We start from the raw sequence: 17,340 nt of genomic DNA on the forward strand, positions 1-17,340 counted from the left end.
ATCAGTCGACAAGTTTGAGGTCGGCGATCACCGGGTAATGGTCGGAGCCGAGATAGGGGCCCCGTCTCACATCGGTTTTGCGGATGGCTTTTCCGATGAAGATATGATCGAGCGGCATGAAGGGGCCGAAGGCGCGAACCGAGTGACGGCCGCGAAAGACGGCCTTTTCGCTCGGCCAGGTCGGCATAGCGCGCGTGATACGGTGCAACGGGATCGCCGCTCCGAATCTCTGCAAGGCAAAGGACCACGGCGTTGAATTGAAGTCGCCCGCGAGGATCGTGTTGGGTCCGGCATTCTGCAGATCCTTCCTCATGGCCTCAAACTGCATCGTCTGGCCGCGCGCCGGTACCGGCCAGTCGAGATGCGTGCCCCAGACGGTGACGGGAATGCCGTCCTTCTCAAACGTGACGCTCATGAGCGAGACGTTGTTTTCCCGCGGCTCGCCGGCAGGAGGATCCCACACATAGGTCTTGGTGAACGGATGGCGGGTAAGGATCGCGACGTCGCAGAAATGCGCCGAGAAGCAATCGAGCCGATAGGGCAGAAAAGGCTTCAGCTCCGCCAAAACATGCGCCGTATTGGGCCAGGCCTCGATCAAGACGAGGACGTCCGGGCGCTCCCGCTCGACCATCCGGGCGAGCCCCGCAGCGTCGACGCGTTTGTCGAGCATGTTGAAGCTGATCACTTTCAGAGGAACGCCAGCGGTCTCGGCTGCGATGCTTCCGAAATGCGCTTCGGGCAAAATCTCCGCGATCAGGAACCAGCCTTGGGCGAGCGCGAGGAAGACACCGAGTGCAAACGCCAGCCTCAAGCGGGCAAAGAGGGCGAGTGCCGCGACAAGCGCGAACCCAGCAAAGAGAAAGGGCCGGAAGTGATTGATGCTGTCGAGCGACGGCCACCAATAGCCGCCAAAGCTGATCAGGCTCGCCAGCATCACACCGACGAGCCCCACCCACACGAGAAATCTCAGCAAAAGCGTTCCCAGCCTCGCATGGTCAGCCGTTCCTGCGGTCGGAAACGCGATTTGTACGCCATCTTTCGGGAACCCTCGACCCAATAGCCGAGATAGACATAGGGCTTTCCGAGCCGCTTGGCGCGCTCGATGTGATCGAGGATGATGAAGGTGCCGAGGGAGCGGTCTTTCGCCTCCGGGTCGAAGAACGAATAGACCATCGAGAGCCCGTCGGCGAGCACGTCGGTCAGAGCGCAGGCGATGAGTTCGCCGTCGCCCCGCCGTCCGGTGGCGCTGTCGGCGGTGCGGCGCCGGTATTCGACGAGCTTCGTCTCGACATGGCTGTCTTCGACCATGAGCGAATAATCGAGAACCGTCATCTGCAGCATGCCGCCACCGGAATGGCGCTCTTCGAGATATCGGTAGAAGAGAGAATACTGATCGGTGGTTGCGATGTTGTCGCGCCAGTCGGAGACGAGATCGCGATTGCGCTGCGTGATTCGACGCATCGAGCGCGTCGGAGAAAAAAGGTCGGCGCAGACCCGAACCGACACGCAGGCCGCGCAGCGGTCACAGGCCGGGCGATAGGCGATCGTCTGACTGCGCCGGAAGCCGCCCTGGCTCAAAATGTCGTTCAAAGGCGCCGAATGCGGTCCCGCGAGCTGGGTGAAGACTTTGCGTTCCTGCCGACCGGGAAGATAGGGGCAGGGGCCGGGGGCCGTGAGATAGAATTGCTGAGCTTCTGCAATCGGCCGCGTCATATGAACCTCACTCAGATGCCATAATACCACGGCGCGAACAGTGAAAACACAAGCCATGAAATGATGGTGAGCGGTCCGCCCGCCAAGAGGAAATCGACGAAACGATAATTTCCCGGGCCCATGACGAGGAGATTCGTCTGGTACCCGATCGGTGTCGCAAACGATGCGTTGGCGGCGAAGATCACGGCCATGACGAAGGGCAGGGCCGGAGCCCCGATGGCCGCGGCCGCTGAGACCGCGATTGGCGTGAAAAGCACGGCTGTCGCATTGTTCGACAAGACGTTGGTGAGGATCGCGATCAACGCGAAGAGCGCCGAGAGCAGCAGACGCGGCCCTCCATGTTCCGTGATCGCGACGAGGTGCTCCGCCAGGAATTGCGCGCCGCCCGTCCGCTCCAGCGCGGTCGCCAGGGCGATCGAGGCGCCAATCAACATGAAAATGCGGCTGTCGAAGGCCCGCCGCGCCTGGCGAATGTTGAGGCAGCCGAAGACGAGCATCAGGAGGGCCGCACCAAGCGCTGCGATCGCGATGGGAACGAGCCCGGTCGCGGCGAGAACGACAAGACCTGTGAAGATGAGGATCGAGCGAAGCGAATCGCGTCGGGCCGGCAGAGGTGCGAACGATTTTTCGAGGAGAAGCAGATCGCGGCTGCCCCGCAGCCGATCGAACGATGCGTCAGTCCCCGAGAGCAGCAGCACATCGCCTTCTTCCAGGCGAACTTCCGAGAACGCCTGACGGGACATGCGGCCGCGGCGTTCGACGGCGACGACATTGATGCCGCTCGTCTGCTCGATACCCGTCTCGGCCGGCGAACGGCCGATGATGCGGCCTCCGGGCGCCACGATCGCCTCGCCGACGGAATGCGTGCCGCCGCCGGCGGTATCGGCTCCGCGTTCGCCACGCGCCGGTTTGATGATGCCGTGACGGGCCAGATCCTCGCGCACACCGCTGAACACGGCGAGGTCGCCCGGCTGCAGCTCGAGATCTTCGAAAGGAGGCAGGTGGATGGCGGTGCCGCGCCGCACCAGGCGGACGGTGACGTCGCGAAGCCCTGGGAACAATCCGGCGACCGAGCGCATGCCGACGAGCGGATGCCCCTCCGGCAGAACGATTTCGGTGATGAACTGCTTGCCGCTCGCGAACTTGACCGCTTCCTGGGGACGTTTCCCGAAGAACCGGGGAATGACGAACAGGATGTAGGGAACTGCCACAGCGGCGATTGCAAGTCCGGGCGCCGTGAGATCGAAGAGCCGGAGATTGATGCCGGCTTCGTGATGCGCCACCTGCGCGACCAGAAGATTGGTCGACGAGCCGATCAATGTCGTCGAGCCGCCGATGATGGTCGCAAAATTCATCGCCATGAGAAGCTTCGCCGGTGAGATCCGCTGCTCACGGGCGAGCGACATCAGCACCGGGATCATCATCACCACGACGGGCGTGTTGTTGAGGAAGGCCGAAAGTGCGCCCGCAAAGACGATGAGGAGTATGAAGACCGCAGATGGCGGCAGGCGGGTGTTGCGCGCAAGGTGCCGGCTCGGAGCGTCGAGCGCGCCGGTCTGAAACAGACCTTGCCCCACCACGATGAGGCTGAGCACCGCCACGAGGGCGGGGTTGGCGAAGCCCTGCAGCAGATCTTCAAACGACAACGGGGAGGACAGGCCGAAGGCCCCGGGAGCAACGACGAAGACGAGCGTCAGCAGAACCAGCGAGGCGAGCGCGGTCGTCTCGACCGCCACGCGCTCGAGCGAAAAGCCAACGATGGTCAGTGCGATCACCCCGAAGGTGAGCCACATCTGCAAAGCGGAAAAAGTCATGCCCGGCTCCGTCGGCAAAGTACCGGCGGAGTCAAGACCCTACAATCCCAGATTGTCGCGGCGATCGGCGAGGGACGGACGCTTGGCGCGCCTCAAAGCCGGCCGTCATCCCTGCGGATGACCGTCGTTCCAAGAACGATGTCGTGGAGAAGCCTTTTGCGCGGAGAGAACAGGGAAACAAGCAGAACAAAGGGCGTCAGCACCGTCACCGAGAACCAGAAGAGGACAGCATGAACGAAGGCGAGGAGGCTGTACATGCGCCCGCCGTCGAACGTGCGCATCTCGATCCCCATGGCGCGCATCCCGGGCGTGGCCGATTCGGAGCTGCCCAGGGTGAACATCGTGTAGAGGATCGGGACGACGGGCCAGATCAGCCCGAAGAGAAGCCAGCCGAGGCCGAGTGTGAAGAGGCCAAGGAAGGTGATGGCGACGAACGATACGGTCATCAGCACGACCATGATGACGGCATCGACCAGAAAGGCCGAAATACGGCGCGTTCTGACATTGTCGTAGAGCTCGGGATGCTGTGTCGGATCAAGCATCCGAGTCTCGTCCAGGTCGATCACGTCGTGGATTGCAGTCATGGGCCTCTCCTTCGATCCTGAGGAAGTGGGGAGGCCCATGCTCGGCTTCAAGTTCTGCCAGGCGCAGCTTTCAGAGGCTGGCGCGTAGGATCTCTGCGGCGCGTGGCGCGAAATAAGTGAGGATGGAATCGGCACCCGCCCGCTTGAACGCGACCAGCTGCTCCATCATCGCCCGCTCGCCGTCGAGCCAGCCATTCGCGGCGGCTGCCTGGATCATCGAATACTCGCCAGACGTATTGTAGGCGACGGTCGGCATGCCGAACGTATCTTTCAGGCGTCGGATGATATCGAGATAGGGAAGCCCTGGCTTCACCATGATCATGTCGGCGCCCTCGGCGATGTCGAGTTCGGCCTCGCGCAAAGCCTCGTCCGAATTGGCGGGATCCATCTGATAGGTCTTCTTGTCGCCCGACAGCATGGTTCCGGAGCCGACGGCGTCGCGGAACGGCCCATAGAAGGCCGAGGCGTATTTCGCGGTGTACGCGACGATCTGCACATGACCGTAGCCGGCGGCGTCCAGCGTTTCGCGGATGGCGCCGACGCGCCCGTCCATCATGTCGGACGGCGCGACGATGTCGCAGCCGGCCTGCGCCTGCACCAATGCCTGACGGGCAAGCACCGACACGCTTTCGTCGTTGACGATCTGACCTTCGCGTAGAAGGCCGTCATGGCCGTGGCTCGTATAGGGATCGAGCGCGACGTCGGTCAAAAGGCCGACTTCGGGGACCGCTTTCTTGATCTCCCGGCATGCGCGGCAGATGAGGTTGGAATCGTTGAGCGCCTCGCTGCCTTGATCGTCACGCTTTTCCGGATGCGTATTCGGGAAGAGCGCGAGTACCGGAATGCCGAGATCTCTCGCACGCTCTGCGGCTTTGACTGCGAGATCGACCGAAAAGCGCTCCACGCCCGGCATCGAAGGGACGGATTCGCATGTGTTCTCGCCTTCGATGACGAAGATCGGCCAGATCAGATCGTCGAGCGAGAGACGGTTTTCGCGAATAAGACGCCGCGACCAGTCGGTGCGGCGATTGCGGCGCATGCGCCGCCGCCCGGTGATCCGGTCGACATCGGGCAGCGCGTCACTGTGAAAGGACAAGTTCATGGAAACCCCCGGTTTCGTCGCGCGGACCATAGACCCGCGTAAAGGCCGCGCCAAGGGAATGGCTCCTTTGCAAAACCGCGGCGTCATTGACGCTCGATCGGGTGCTGCATAAAGCTCCGGCATGGAATTTGACCTTTGCGGCGATCCGCTTCCGCTCATGGCGGGCGTGCAGAGCATCGAGCGCGACAAAATGGCGCTGCCTGCGGAGCTGCTCACCGAAGCGCCTCCGTCGCTTTCGCCCACGATGAAGAACGGATGCCAGATGAAATGGCCGCTGAGATGCTGAAAGCCGAAGACGACGTCCGTATCGAGAAGCGTGGCCGGCTGGGTCTCATCAGCCTCAACCGCGGCCGCGCCTTGAATGCACTCAACCTTGATATGGTCCAGGCCCTGCTGCGGGCGCTGAACGCATGGCGCGACGACGACGAGGTCGCGCATGTGGCGATCCGCTCGCTCGACGAGAAAGCCTTTTCAGCGGGCGGCGATCTGCACCGCCTTTGGGAGGCTGGATTCTGGGCGAAGGCGGAAGGTGGACCGCTTCCTCTGACCTTCTTTCAAGAGGAATACCGCCTCAACCACCTCATCAAGACCTATCCCAAACCCTACATCGCCTTGCTCGACGGCATCGTCATGGGCGGAGGTTTTGGCATTTCGGTTCATGGAAGCGTGCGTCTTGCCGGCGAACGGATCAGCTTCGCCATGCCTGAGGTCGGCATCGGTTTCTTCCCCGATGTCGGCGCGACGCATTTTCTTCCCCGGCTGCCATGTTCCATCGGGACCTTTCTCGCTTTGACTGGAAGCCGCATTGGTCGTGATGACTGCCTCTGGAGCGGTATCGCCACGCATGCCGTGCCAGGGCGAAGTTTCGACGCGCTGATCGACGAACTCGCACGCGAGGACGATCACTGGCAGGTCATCGAGAGATATGCGCAGGCCCCAGGGGAAGTCCGATCTGGCCTGGCCGGTGATGCCGAGCGGATCGACAGCGTCTTTTCAGCGACTTCGATTGCGGAGATTCGGAGCCGTCTTGCCGACCGGCCGGAATGGGAACGTGGCCAGAAGGCATTGCAGGCGATCGGCCGGATGTCGCCGACAAGCCTGGCGATCGCGCTGTGCCAGATGCGGCTCGGCCTTCAAATGGATTTTGCCGAGGCGATGCGTTTGGAATACCGCATCGTCAATCGCATCCTTGCCGGAGAGGATTTTTACGAAGGGGTGAGGGCGCAGCTGATCGACAAAGACCATGCTCCGCGCTGGCATCCTGCCGACCTTGCCGATGTGCAAGAGACCGAGATCAACGCCTATTTCGCATCGCTCGAAGAAGAGCTCGCTTTATCGGGAGATCGGGGATGAGTGACGCTGTCGATCTCCTTGACTACGACCCCAATCGCGGTCGCCTGACACGCTATTATCTGCGGGTCGTCGCGTTGCTTCTGCTTTCTGCGGGACTCGTGAGGGCGGCGCAGATCATGGGTGTCGGCTTTGATGCCGGTCACTTCCTGACCTTCGAGCGACCCTGGCAGGCCGCGATGGTCGTCCTTTGCATTCTCGACCTCCTCGCGGCCGTCGGCCTGTGGATCAGCGCCGTGTGGGGGCCGGTGATCTGGGCCGTGGCCGCGATCACCGAGATCGCAATGTACACGCTGTTCCGGGATATCTACGGACACCACCAGGAGAGAATTCTCGCGCACGCAACCTTGATGGGCCTCTACGTCGCGGTTCTCCTGGGCGACCGCCGTCGCCGTCGGGACGAGTAGCAAGGCTGTGACGCCCGCTCGTGGCGGTTGACGAGACGCGAGAGATGACGGCGTTTTGTCTCGTGTCGACAGACGAGTGGGCCCCCAAAAGGTGCCGGATGTCGGCGTTCAGAGCCTCTTGCCGTGAGGCAGCAGAAAATTTACCCTTTTTCGAGCAAGATTTCATTCATGCTGACGCTTAAATCTCCATTTAAATTGGCTCTCTATCCTGCACAAGTAACGGGGAGAAGGCTGAAGAAAAATGACGGAGAGGCGTAATGTTGCTAGCAGAGCGGACAGCGCTCGCCTACGAGAGGGGCGAGTCTGAGCCAGAGGACCTCAAGACACTCTATCTTGATGCTCTGACCTTGGTGGAGCGGCTGCATCGGCGGCTGCTTGATGTCATCAAAGATGAATTTGATCGGATGGGCCGCTCCGACGTGAACAGCGTCCAGGCGCTGCTTCTTTTCAATATTGGAGATGCGGAACTGACAGCCGGCGAGTTGCGGACACGCGGCTATTATCTCGGTTCCAACGTTTCCTATAACCTGAAGAAGCTCGTCGACGCCGGCTACATCTATCACGAGCGCTCGCGTGTCGACCGTCGGTCGGTGCGTGTCTCGCTGACGGAGAAGGGCAAGGAGGTCGCCGATGTCGTCGACCGCCTCTATGAGCGCCATATCGGTTCGATCGAAAAGGTCGGAGGCGTTTCGGAGGACGATTTCAAGCGCCTCAACAAGACCCTGCATCGGTTGGAGCGGTTCTGGACTGATCAGATTCTCTATCGTCTCTGACAGACCCACATTGACATCTTTGCAACAGGGCCCGGCATGACCGGGCCCTTTTGTTTTCGATCACGGATTGGCCATAAATCCATGAAAGGTGGGCATTTGAGCGCTTCGAATGATTCACAGTGTTGATCGCTGGGTGCGATGCATTTGTGGAGACCGGGTCCTTGATGGTAATCCCGTTCTCAAAGGGTGCGTTCGGGGGCGCATTCACCGGCATTTGTCTGACGAGAGGCACACCATTCCTATGACCGCTTTTTCGCTTCTGCGATCCTCCCTTTGCGCCGCGGCGCTTCTGTTTCCGCTGGCCGCACAGGCGCAGAACATGATGCCCGTCAATCAGTCGGAATGGAGCGAATCCTTTGATACGGGGCCCCGGACCGCTGCGCCGGTCACTTCGACCGTACCGATTCTGTCGCCTTACACGGTTCCTGCCATGGATCAGGCGATCGAATGGTACCAGGGCCTGGTCGATTCGGGCGGCTGGAATTCCGTGCCCTCCGAGCCGACGCTCAAAATCGGCATACGCCATCCGAATGTCGTGGCCCTGCGTCAGCGTCTCATCGCGTCCGGTGATTTGCGGCAGACGACAGGCTCCGATGCCTTCGATTCTTATGTGCAGTCGGCCGTCATGCGCTTTCAGGAGCGCCACGGCATTCCGGCCGACGGCGTCGTCGGTGCAGGCACCTTCAAGGCGCTCAACGTTCCGGCCGAGGTTCGCCTCAATCAATTGCGGGTCAATCGCGAGCGCATCGCCGCGATGAAGGATCCTGCCAGCCGGTATGTGATGGTCAACGTCCCGGGTGCCCAGATCGAGGTGGTCGAGGACGGACAGGTCGTCTCCAGGCACACTGCGGTGGTCGGCAAGGTCGACCGGCAGACGCCGCTTTTGTCCAGCAAGATCCATGAGATCAACTTCAACCCGTACTGGACGGTGCCGAACTCCATCATCCGCAAGGATCTGATCCCGAAGATGCAGAAGGATCCGGAGTATCTGACGCGCAACCGTATTCGTATCTTCACCCAGAAGGGCGAAGAGCTGCAGCCGAGCCAGGTGAACTGGCATTCCGACGAAGCGACCAATTACATGTTCAAGCAGGACCCAGGCGATCAGAACTCGCTCGGTTCGGTGCGCATGAACTTCTACAATCCGTATTCGGTCTTTCTGCACGACACGCCGTCGAAGGGCCTCTTCGGCTCGGACTATCGCTTCGAATCGTCGGGCTGTGTGCGTGTGATGAATGTGCGCGAGCTCGTTGCCTGGATTTTGCGGGATAACGGGTATACGCGCGCCACGGTCGATCAGACGATCCGCTCCGGCGAGCGTCTCGATGTGGATGTGGCCAACCCGCCGGCCCTCTACACGGTCTATTTCACGGCCTGGACGACAGGTGATGGCGTCGTTCATTTCCGCGACGACATCTACAATTTCGACGCTCCGGGCGAGGTAGCGCTCAATCAGCCGTCAGAACTGATCGGCTCGCCGCTGCCGCAATAAGCCTCGGCTCTATCGGATTTCCGACCCCGCGAGCCCGCCTCGCGGGGTTTTTTGTATGCTGAAACGTGGCGGTCGCGTGGGAGGTACCCTTGCGTTGCGAGGGCCGGCGTGCGTTGACCTGCCGCAGGGGTTCCCTTTACGTGTTCCTGAACGAACCAGGGACGTGATGACGGTACGAACCTCGCGGAAGCAGCCGGCTACCGCCGACAATCTCACCGCGGCGGCGGCCGTCATCTTGATGACGGACCTCGCATTGTCGCTCGGCGATGCGCTCATCAAGCTGACGAGCGGGACGATCGCCGTCTGGCAGCTCTTCCTTCTCCGCTCGCTGATGGCTTTGCCGCTGCTCGTTCCGGCGGTCCTGGCAAGCTCGGGCGCGACGCTTCGGCCACGGGCCCTGGCGTGGACGACGCTGCGCAGTCTGATGCTGGTTTTGATGTGGCTCGCCTATTATGCGGCGCTTCCCCATCTTCAGCTGTCTGTGGCCGCCGTCTCTTATTATACGCTGCCGGTCTTCATCACCTTGTTTTCCGCTCTGTTCGTCGGCGAACGTGTCGGGCCGATCGGTTGGATGGCGGTCGCATTGGGCCTTGCCGGCGTCCTCCTGATTCTGCGGCCGGACGCGGTGGCGTTCAACGCTTATGCCCTGCTGCCGCTTCTCTCGGCGGTCCTCTACGCCTTGGCGATGATTCTGACGCGTACGAAATGCCGCGACGAACATCCTCTGACATTGTCCCTCGCACTCAATCTCGCATTCGTGGTGGTGGGGCTCGGCGGTGTTGGTGTCTTCCAGGAGAGAAGTGACGAGGGAGGCTACCTCACCACCGGCTGGTTGCCGCTCGGTGCCGCCGAGATCGGTACGCTCGTCCTCCTGTCCGCGGCGATGATCATCGGCAGTCTGGGTGCAGCTTTTTCCTATCAGCGCGCGCCGTCGAACGTGATTGGCACGCTCGATTTCTCCTATGTCGGTTTCGCCGCCATTTGGGGTCTCCTGCTGTTTCAGGAGATTCCCTCGCTCATCACCCTTGGTGGCATGGCGCTCATCGTTGGGGCCGGCATTCTCGCCCTTCGACGGTGATTACTCTGATCGAGCTTTCGGAGCTCCTAGGGAGAGGGCGAAGAGCCGATCACCTTTCCATGTCGCCAGGCCCCGCCGTTGGGCAGCCGCCGGAACGCAGAGGCACTCCGGGCCTCCGCGCTTTCCGTCCCCGGGCGATTGTGTTATCGCCGCGTTGCCGGCCTGCCGCGCATTCGTGGCGCATAACGGCCGATGCCAGCCAACGGATTTTCGCCCATGCAAGATGTCGCCCGGCCTGTGAGCGCCACGCCCTCTGATTTCTTTTCTGCCTCTCTGCGCGATTCCGATCCGGATATCGCCGCAGCCGTCAAGGCCGAGCTCGGTCGCCAGCAACACGAGATCGAGCTGATTGCGTCTGAAAACATCGTCTCGCGCGCCGTCCTGGAAGCGCAGGGCTCGGTTCTGACCAACAAATACGCCGAAGGTTATCCGGGCCGTCGCTATTACGGCGGCTGCCAGCATGTCGACGTGGTCGAAAACCTGGCGATCGAGCGCGTGACGAAGCTTTTCGGGTGCAACTTCGCCAACGTGCAGCCGAATTCCGGCAGCCAGGCCAATCAGGCGGTTCTTCTCGCGCTCGCAAGCCCGGGGGATACCGTCATGGGGCTGAGCCTCGATGCCGGCGGGCATCTGACCCACGGCGCCAAGCCGAACCTTTCCGGCAAATGGTTCAACGCCGTGCAGTACGGCGTCCGCAAACAGGATGGGCGCATCGACGAAGACGTCGTGGCCGAGCTTGCGCAGGAACATCAGCCGAAGATCATCATCGCCGGCGGCTCTGCTTACAGCCGCGAGATCGATTTCAAGAAGTTCCGCGAGATCGCCGACAAGGTCGGTGCATATTTCATGGTCGACATGGCCCACTTCGCTGGCCTCGTCGCAGGCGGCGTCCATCCGAGCCCGTTCCCGCACGCGCATGTCGTGACATCGACGACGCATAAGACGCTGCGCGGCCCGCGCGGCGGTCTCGTTCTGACCAATGACGAGACGATCGCCAAGAAGATCAATTCGGCGGTTTTCCCCGGCCTGCAGGGCGGCCCACTCATGCATGTGATCGCGGCGAAGGCTGTCGCGTTCGGCGAGGCACTTCACCCGCAGTTCAAGGAATATGCGAAGCACGTCGTTGAGAACGCGAAAATGCTTGCAGAAACGCTTCAGCGCGGTGGATGCGACATTGTCTCCGGCGGCACGGATACGCACCTTCTCCTGGTCGATCTGCGCCCCAAAGGCCTGACCGGAAAGGTGGTCGAGACGGCCCTCGGTCGCGCCAATATCACCTGCAACAAGAATGGCGTTCCCTTCGATCCGGAGAAGCCGACGGTCACTTCCGGCATTCGCCTCGGTACGCCGGCCGCGACCTCGCGGGGCTTCGGCACGGCGGAATTCCAAGAGGTGGGTGAGCTGATCGTGGAAGTGCTCGACGGACTTGCCGCCAACGGCGAAGATGGCAACGAGGCTGTTGAAGCGTCCGTGCGCGAGCGCGTTGCCGCTCTGACCGATCGTTTCCCGATCTACAACGACTGAGCGAGGCGCCATGCGCTGTCCCTATTGCGGGGCCGACAATTCGCAGGTGAAGGATTCCCGCCCGACCGAGGACGGGAATGCGATCCGCCGGCGGCGTGTCTGCGGCGATTGCGGTGGCCGCTTCACGACTTTCGAGCGGGTGCAATTGCGCGAGCTCACCGTCGTGAAAAAGTCCGGTCGTCGCGTACCCTTCGATCGCGACAAGCTGATGCGGTCGGTTCAGGTTGCGGTACGAAAACGCGACGTCGACCCGGATCGCGTCGAACGCATGGTGTCGGGGATTGTCCGACAGCTCGAATCGCGCGGTGAATCGGAAATTCCTTCAAGCGACATCGGCATCCTCCTCATGGAGGGGCTGCGTCGTCTCGATGACGTGGCCTATGTGCGTTTTGCCTCGGTCTATCGCGATTTCCGCGAAGCCAAAGACTTCGAGGAACTGCTGACGGAAATCAGCGGCGGGCGCCACGACGACCTCAATCGCGACATCAAGGAGCGTCTGGAGCTTCCTGAGCGTCCGTTCGACGACGATGTCTGAGGCGCAGCCTCTGGATCTCGACAGCCGCTTTCTCGCCGCAGCCATCCGACTCGGTCGGTTGTCGCTCGGAGAGGCAGCACCAAACCCGGCCGTGGGCGCCATCGTTGTGAAGGATGGCGCCGTCGTCGGGCGAGGGCGCACCGCGATCGGTGGTCGACCGCACGCCGAGACGGCGGCTCTTGCCGAAGCCGGCGACCAGGCGCGGGGAGGGACGTTGTATGTCTCTCTGGAACCCTGCGCCCACCATGGCCGGACGCCGCCTTGCGCAGATGCGATCGTCGACGCGGGCATTGCCCGCGTGGTGATGCCGGTCCGCGATCCCGATCCGCGGGTCGACGGCAAAGGCGTCGCGAAGCTTCAAGCGGCCGGCGTCGAGGTGCGGGAAGGTCTGCTGGCTGACGCCGCCAAAGATGCGCACCAAGGATATCTGACGCGCACCACGAAAGGCCGACCTTACGTTCTCCTGAAGCTCGCCGTCTCAGCGGACGAAGGCATCGGCCTCAACGGGAGCGGACAGATCGCCATCACCGGACCTCTCGCCCGACGCCACGTGCAGGCGCTGCGGAGCCGCGTCGATGCCATTCTCGTCGGCGCTGGAACCTTGCGGGCGGACGATCCGCTTCTGACATGCCGGCTGCCTGGCCTGTTGGCGCGTTCGCCGGTTCGCGCGGTCTTGAGCGGTTCAGGCGTTTTGCCGGAGCATGCCAAAATGTTTGTCGCGGGCCCTGACACCTGGTTCTTGAGCCCGAAATCTCCATCTCTTGTCATGCAGGAGCTGATAGATGCGCGAGATGGAGCTCTGCGCTGGCTTCAGCTCCCGGCCAACGGCGATGCGCCCGCAGAAGCGCTCGCCCAGCTCGCGGCGTGCGGGGTCAACACGTTGCTTCTCGAAGGTGGGGCGCACACGGCCTCGGCGTTCCTTCAGGCGGGCCTCGTCGATGAGCTCCTGCTTTTCCGCAGCCCGATTCTGTTGGGCGAGGAGCGCATTGCCGCTTTTCCCAACGGCGCAGTTTCCGATATGATGACACCGTTTCGGGCCGTTGAGCGGCGGCGTTTCGGACCCGATGATTTCACCCGCTACAAGCGAGCAGCCTAAAATGTTCACAGGCATCATCACCGATGTCGGCGAAGTCCTGACCACATCCGACCTTGCGGCCGGACGTCGCTTCGAGATCGCCACCGCCTATGATCCTGAAACGATCGCGATCGGTGCATCGATCGCCTGCGCCGGCACCTGCCTGACAGTGATCGAGCTCGGCACGACCCAAGGCGGTGGCTGGTTCGCCGTCGAGGCCTCGACCGAGACGTTGGAGCGGACCGCCCTCGGCAGCTGGGAGACCGGAACGCGGATCAATCTCGAGCGCGCATTGCGCGCCTCCGACGAACTCGGCGGCCACATCGTGACCGGGCATATCGACGGAGTGGCCGAAATCATCGGACGCGCCGACGAGGGCGACATGGCGAAGTTCACCTTCGCCGTTCCCGACGACCTCGCCCGTTTCATCGCCGAAAAAGGCTCCGTCGCCCTGGATGGCACGTCGCTCACCGTCAACACGGTGGAAGGCGCAACGTTTACCATCATGCTCATTCCTCACACGCTCCAGGTCACCACCTGGGGCGAAAAGAAAGTCGGCGATCACGTCAACCTTGAGATCGATCTCATGGCGCGCTACCTCGCCCGTCTTCAAAGCGCATAAGGCTTCGGCAAAACTCAGATGAGTCATTTCCTTTTGATTGAGGCGCGGTTCTACCGCGACCTCTCAGACGAACTCGCTCGCGGCGCGATCGCGGAGCTGGAACGTCGTGGCGCGACGTACGATCGTATCGCCGTCCCGGGCGTCCTCGAAATCCCGGGCGCCCTTTCTATGGCCTTGATTGCGGCTGAAGAGGGAAACATAAGCTCTTATGACGGTTTCGTTCTCCTAGGCTGCGTGATCCGAGGAGAGACGTCGCACTACGATATCGTGGCCGTGGAATCGGCGCGCGCCGTGATGGATCTGGTATCTGCTTATGGCCTTGCGCTCGGAAACGGTGTCTTGACGGTCGAAAACGGCGATCAGGCATGGGCCCGCGCCGGCGTTGAAGGAAAGAACAAGGGTGCGGCTGCGGCTGCGGCGGCCTGTGACATGGCCGAGTTGCGCGAAAGGTGGGGCCTTGCCTGAGAGTGAGCCAGCCATAGCGGCCCGAGGGGCCAACCAACGCGGCGCCGCGCGACTCGCGGCCGTGCAGGCCCTCTATCAGATGGATGTCGGGCGGGTGAGCCTGCCCCGTGTCGTGGCGGAGTTCGAAGCCTTCCGCCTCGGCCAGGAGATGGAAGGCGAGACGCTGCGCAGCGCCGATGCCGCATTTTTCCGTCTGCTCGTCGCAGGCGTCGTGGAGGAGCAGGAGGTCATCGATCCCCTCATTCACGCGACGTTGCCGCCTTCCTGGCCTTTGGCGCGTCTCGATGTGACGCTTCGCTCGCTGTTGCGCTGCGGCGTGTATGAGCTGAAGTCGCGTCGCGACGTCCCGGCCCGCGTCGTCATCAGCGAATATCTCGACGTGGCCCATGCCTTCTTCGAAAAGGAAGAGCCCGGGCTTGTGAACGCGGTGCTCGACAAGGTCGCACGGGATGTCAGGCCGGACGAATTCGGCAAAGCGGGTGCCGGCTAAATCTTCATGGATGAGCTGGAACTGATTGATCGCTTTTTCCGTCCGCTCGCCGGAGAAGGTGCGCTCGGGCTTCTCGATGACGCGGGAGTCGTGAGCCCGTCTTCGGACCGGGATCTCGTCGTCACCAAAGACATGATCGCCGAGGGAGTGCATTTCCTTCCGGGCGATCCTCCGGAAACGGTGGCCCGCAAAGCATTGCGGGTCAATCTGTCGGACTTGGCGGCGAAAGGGGCAAAGCCTCGCGGCTATCTTCTCGCCCTTGCCCAGGCGCCCCATTGCGACGAGGCCTGGCTCAGAGCTTTCTGCGAGGGTCTTGCCGGCGATCAAGAACGCTATCGTATCGCGTTGATCGGTGGCGACACGATCGCATCCCCAGATCGGATCACGGTCTCGATCACGGCGATCGGCACGCTGCCGACCGGCACCATGGTGCATCGCTCCGGAGCGAAACCTGGCGACATTCTGTATCTCTCGGGGACGATCGGCGGATCGGGCGCCGGTCTGGCGGTCCTTCAGGACCGTGCAGAGGCCGAACTCGCCGCAGACGACAGGGATCGTCTCGTCCTCCGCTACCGCGAGCCAGAGCCGCGCACAGGGCTTGCAGAGGCCGTCCGGCTTCATGCGAGTGCGGCCCTCGACATCTCTGACGGGCTCGCCGGCGACGCGGACAAGCTCGCCTCGGCAAGCGGCATCCGCGCCGTGATCGAGGTGCTGAACGTTCCTCTCGACCCGGCTTTGAGCCAGCTCTTCGGCTACGGTTTCTCACTGGAGGAGGCGCTGACCGGCGGCGACGATTATGAAATCCTCGCAGCGATTCCACCGGGCGAGGAGGGGGCTTTCAAGGAGGCCGCGGCGCGCGCCGACATCCCCGTGACGGCCATCGGACATGTCGAGGCGGGCGGCGACCGGGCCGTGATTCTCAAAGATGGGAAGGAAATGGCTTTTTCCCGTCGATCCTTCGTCCACGGCAGCCATTGATGGACGATTCCCGCGACGTGACCATGCATCCACCGGTGGACGACCGAGTCGCCCGTCGCAATGTGGTGGTGCTCGCCACTGCTCAGGCGATTGCGGGCGCCGGAGCGCCGATCAACTTTTCCATCTCTTCGCTTGCGGCTCACATGCTGTTGGGGCCGGACAAGTCCTGGGCGACCTTGCCACTCAGCGCCTTCGTCGTCGGCACCGCGATCGGCACCATGCCGGCCGCGCTTCTGCAGCGGCGAATCGGGCGTCGTTTCGGGCTCATCTGCGGAATGCTGATCGGCGCGATGGGCGCACTCATGGAAGCGGTGGCCGTGACGGTCTTCTCGTTTCCAATCCTCTGCCTCGGCGCCTTCATGATGGGTTTTACGGCCGCCTTCGTGCAGCAGTTTCGTTTTGCAGCGGCCGATACGGCCAGTCCGTCCTTCCGGCCGAAGGCGATGTCATATGTGCTGATTGGCGGCGTGATGGCGGCCATTATCGGTCCTCAGACTGTCATCCACACGCGCACAGCCTTCCCGATTGAATTTGTCGGGGCTTATGTCGGCGCTGCCGGACTGATGGTGCTGGCGGCGATTGTTCTTGCGTTCTTGCATGCTCCGGCCGTGACGGCCGTCCACACCCATGCAGGACGTCCGTTGCGGAAGATTGCAGCGCAGCCGCGCTTTATCGTGGCCGTCGCCTGCGCCGTGACCGCCTATGCCCTCATGAATCTGATGATGACGGCGGCCCCGCTGGCGATGGTTGGCTGCGGCTTTCCGACCGATGCGGCCGTTCTCGGCATCCAGTGGCATGTCATCGCAATGTTCGCTCCAAGCTTCTTCACAGGGTCATTGATCCTGCGCTTTGGAGCAGAGCGTGTGGTTGCGGCCGGACTTGTGCTTCTCATCCTGTGCGGCTTCATCGCTCTTCAAGGCATAGACCTGATCAATTTCTGGGGCGCTCTCGTTGTTTTGGGCGTTGGCTGGAATTTTGGATTTCTGGGCGCGACGGCACTTGTTGCAACCACTTATGAGCCGGTTGAGAAGGAGAAGGTGCAAGGCCTCAACGACCTGCTCGTCTTTGCCACGGTGGCGCTGGCCTCGTTTTCTTCGGGTCAAATCCTGTCTATCGGCGGCTGGTCTGCAGTGGCGTTGACCGTGATACCGATCGCCGTCGTCGCTCTTCTTGGGCTTGCATTGCTTCTTTTGCGGCGTGGTCGCCAGGAGGCGTCCCGCTAAACCAAGCGGGCAGCGCGATTTTGCAGCCCTTGACGGGGCTTGTTCTTTCGTCAATACCCCGCCGCGATACAGGAAGCCGCCCCCGGCTCTGTCGGAGGGACCGGCCTCCATTCCC

Annotated in this window: 18 protein-coding genes; 13 read left to right on the forward strand and 5 right to left on the reverse strand. The window is 62.2% G+C overall.

All coding sequences use genetic code 11. The features are described from left to right. Position 1: 1 nt before the first annotated feature. The 5 genes from L0F51_RS03245 to hemB form a co-directional block, all read right to left on the reverse strand. On the reverse strand, positions 2-973 hold the full coding sequence (locus L0F51_RS03245) for an endonuclease/exonuclease/phosphatase family protein (RefSeq protein ID WP_234627915.1): 972 nt from the start codon (positions 971-973) through the stop codon (positions 2-4). After that, positions 967-1,713, reverse strand: coding sequence for an arginyltransferase (locus tag L0F51_RS03250; protein WP_092812433.1), 747 nt, complete (start codon positions 1,711-1,713; stop codon positions 967-969). The genes L0F51_RS03245 and L0F51_RS03250 overlap by 7 nt, the downstream gene beginning before the upstream one ends. Before the next feature lie 11 nt (positions 1,714-1,724). Further along, positions 1,725-3,527 (reverse strand): SLC13 family permease, encoded by a 1,803-nt coding sequence (locus L0F51_RS03255; protein ID WP_234627916.1) that lies wholly within the window; start codon positions 3,525-3,527, stop codon positions 1,725-1,727. Between the two features lie 92 nt (positions 3,528-3,619). Continuing rightward, complete coding sequence (locus L0F51_RS03260; protein WP_234627917.1) at positions 3,620-4,111, reverse strand: RDD family protein; 492 nt, start codon at positions 4,109-4,111, stop codon at positions 3,620-3,622. 70 nt (positions 4,112-4,181) lie between these two features. Next, on the reverse strand, positions 4,182-5,213 hold the full coding sequence (hemB, locus tag L0F51_RS03265) for a porphobilinogen synthase (protein ID WP_234627918.1): 1,032 nt from the start codon (positions 5,211-5,213) through the stop codon (positions 4,182-4,184). 255 nt (positions 5,214-5,468) lie between these two features. Between hemB and L0F51_RS03270 the strand changes: the two genes are divergently transcribed. From L0F51_RS03270 to L0F51_RS03330, 13 genes are all read left to right on the forward strand, one after another. Then, positions 5,469-6,566 (forward strand): enoyl-CoA hydratase/isomerase family protein, encoded by a 1,098-nt coding sequence (locus tag L0F51_RS03270; RefSeq protein WP_234627919.1) that lies wholly within the window; start codon positions 5,469-5,471, stop codon positions 6,564-6,566. Then, complete coding sequence (locus tag L0F51_RS03275) at positions 6,563-6,970, forward strand: DUF6163 family protein (RefSeq protein ID WP_234627920.1); 408 nt, start codon at positions 6,563-6,565, stop codon at positions 6,968-6,970. Before L0F51_RS03270 ends, L0F51_RS03275 begins: the two co-directional genes overlap by 4 nt. Positions 6,971-7,227: 257 nt before the next feature. Beyond that, a complete protein-coding gene (gene ldtR, locus L0F51_RS03280; protein ID WP_128294017.1) occupies positions 7,228-7,743 on the forward strand; it encodes a transcriptional regulator LdtR in 516 nt (171 codons plus the stop codon). A 241-nt stretch (positions 7,744-7,984) separates the two neighbouring features. Continuing rightward, positions 7,985-9,235, forward strand: a complete 1,251-nt coding sequence (locus tag L0F51_RS03285) for a murein L,D-transpeptidase (RefSeq protein WP_234627921.1) — start codon at positions 7,985-7,987, stop codon at positions 9,233-9,235. 166 nt (positions 9,236-9,401) lie between these two features. Next, a complete protein-coding gene (locus L0F51_RS03290) occupies positions 9,402-10,313 on the forward strand; it encodes a DMT family transporter (RefSeq protein WP_234627922.1) in 912 nt (303 codons plus the stop codon). A 216-nt stretch (positions 10,314-10,529) separates the two neighbouring features. Beyond that, positions 10,530-11,837: a serine hydroxymethyltransferase gene (gene glyA, locus L0F51_RS03295; RefSeq protein ID WP_234627923.1), complete on the forward strand. Its 1,308-nt coding sequence runs from the start codon at positions 10,530-10,532 to the stop codon at positions 11,835-11,837. Between the two features lie 10 nt (positions 11,838-11,847). Beyond that, entirely contained in the window at positions 11,848-12,372 is a 525-nt protein-coding gene (gene nrdR / locus L0F51_RS03300; RefSeq protein WP_128294021.1) for a transcriptional regulator NrdR, read from the forward strand. After that, positions 12,365-13,468: a bifunctional diaminohydroxyphosphoribosylaminopyrimidine deaminase/5-amino-6-(5-phosphoribosylamino)uracil reductase RibD gene (ribD, locus tag L0F51_RS03305; protein ID WP_234627924.1), complete on the forward strand. Its 1,104-nt coding sequence runs from the start codon at positions 12,365-12,367 to the stop codon at positions 13,466-13,468. The genes nrdR and ribD overlap by 8 nt, the downstream gene beginning before the upstream one ends. 1 nt (position 13,469) lies before the next feature. Then, positions 13,470-14,069 (forward strand): riboflavin synthase, encoded by a 600-nt coding sequence (locus tag L0F51_RS03310; protein ID WP_234627925.1) that lies wholly within the window; start codon positions 13,470-13,472, stop codon positions 14,067-14,069. An 18-nt stretch (positions 14,070-14,087) separates the two neighbouring features. Next, the gene (ribH, locus tag L0F51_RS03315) at positions 14,088-14,534 is read left to right on the forward strand and encodes a 6,7-dimethyl-8-ribityllumazine synthase (RefSeq protein ID WP_234627926.1); all 447 of its coding nucleotides are present in this window, start codon (positions 14,088-14,090) and stop codon (positions 14,532-14,534) included. After that, positions 14,494-15,024, forward strand: coding sequence for a transcription antitermination factor NusB (gene nusB, locus L0F51_RS03320; RefSeq protein ID WP_370642298.1), 531 nt, complete (start codon positions 14,494-14,496; stop codon positions 15,022-15,024). The genes ribH and nusB overlap by 41 nt, the downstream gene beginning before the upstream one ends. Before the next feature lie 6 nt (positions 15,025-15,030). Continuing rightward, the gene (gene thiL, locus L0F51_RS03325) at positions 15,031-16,002 is read left to right on the forward strand and encodes a thiamine-phosphate kinase (protein WP_234627927.1); all 972 of its coding nucleotides are present in this window, start codon (positions 15,031-15,033) and stop codon (positions 16,000-16,002) included. A gap of 23 nt (positions 16,003-16,025) precedes the next feature. Beyond that, entirely contained in the window at positions 16,026-17,225 is a 1,200-nt protein-coding gene (locus L0F51_RS03330; protein ID WP_234629321.1) for an MFS transporter, read from the forward strand. Positions 17,226-17,340 lie beyond the last annotated feature (115 nt).

Origin of the sequence: Afifella sp. H1R (assembly GCF_021462425.1) — a bacterium.
GTDB classification, from domain to species: Bacteria; Pseudomonadota; Alphaproteobacteria; order Rhizobiales; family Afifellaceae; genus Afifella; species Afifella aestuarii.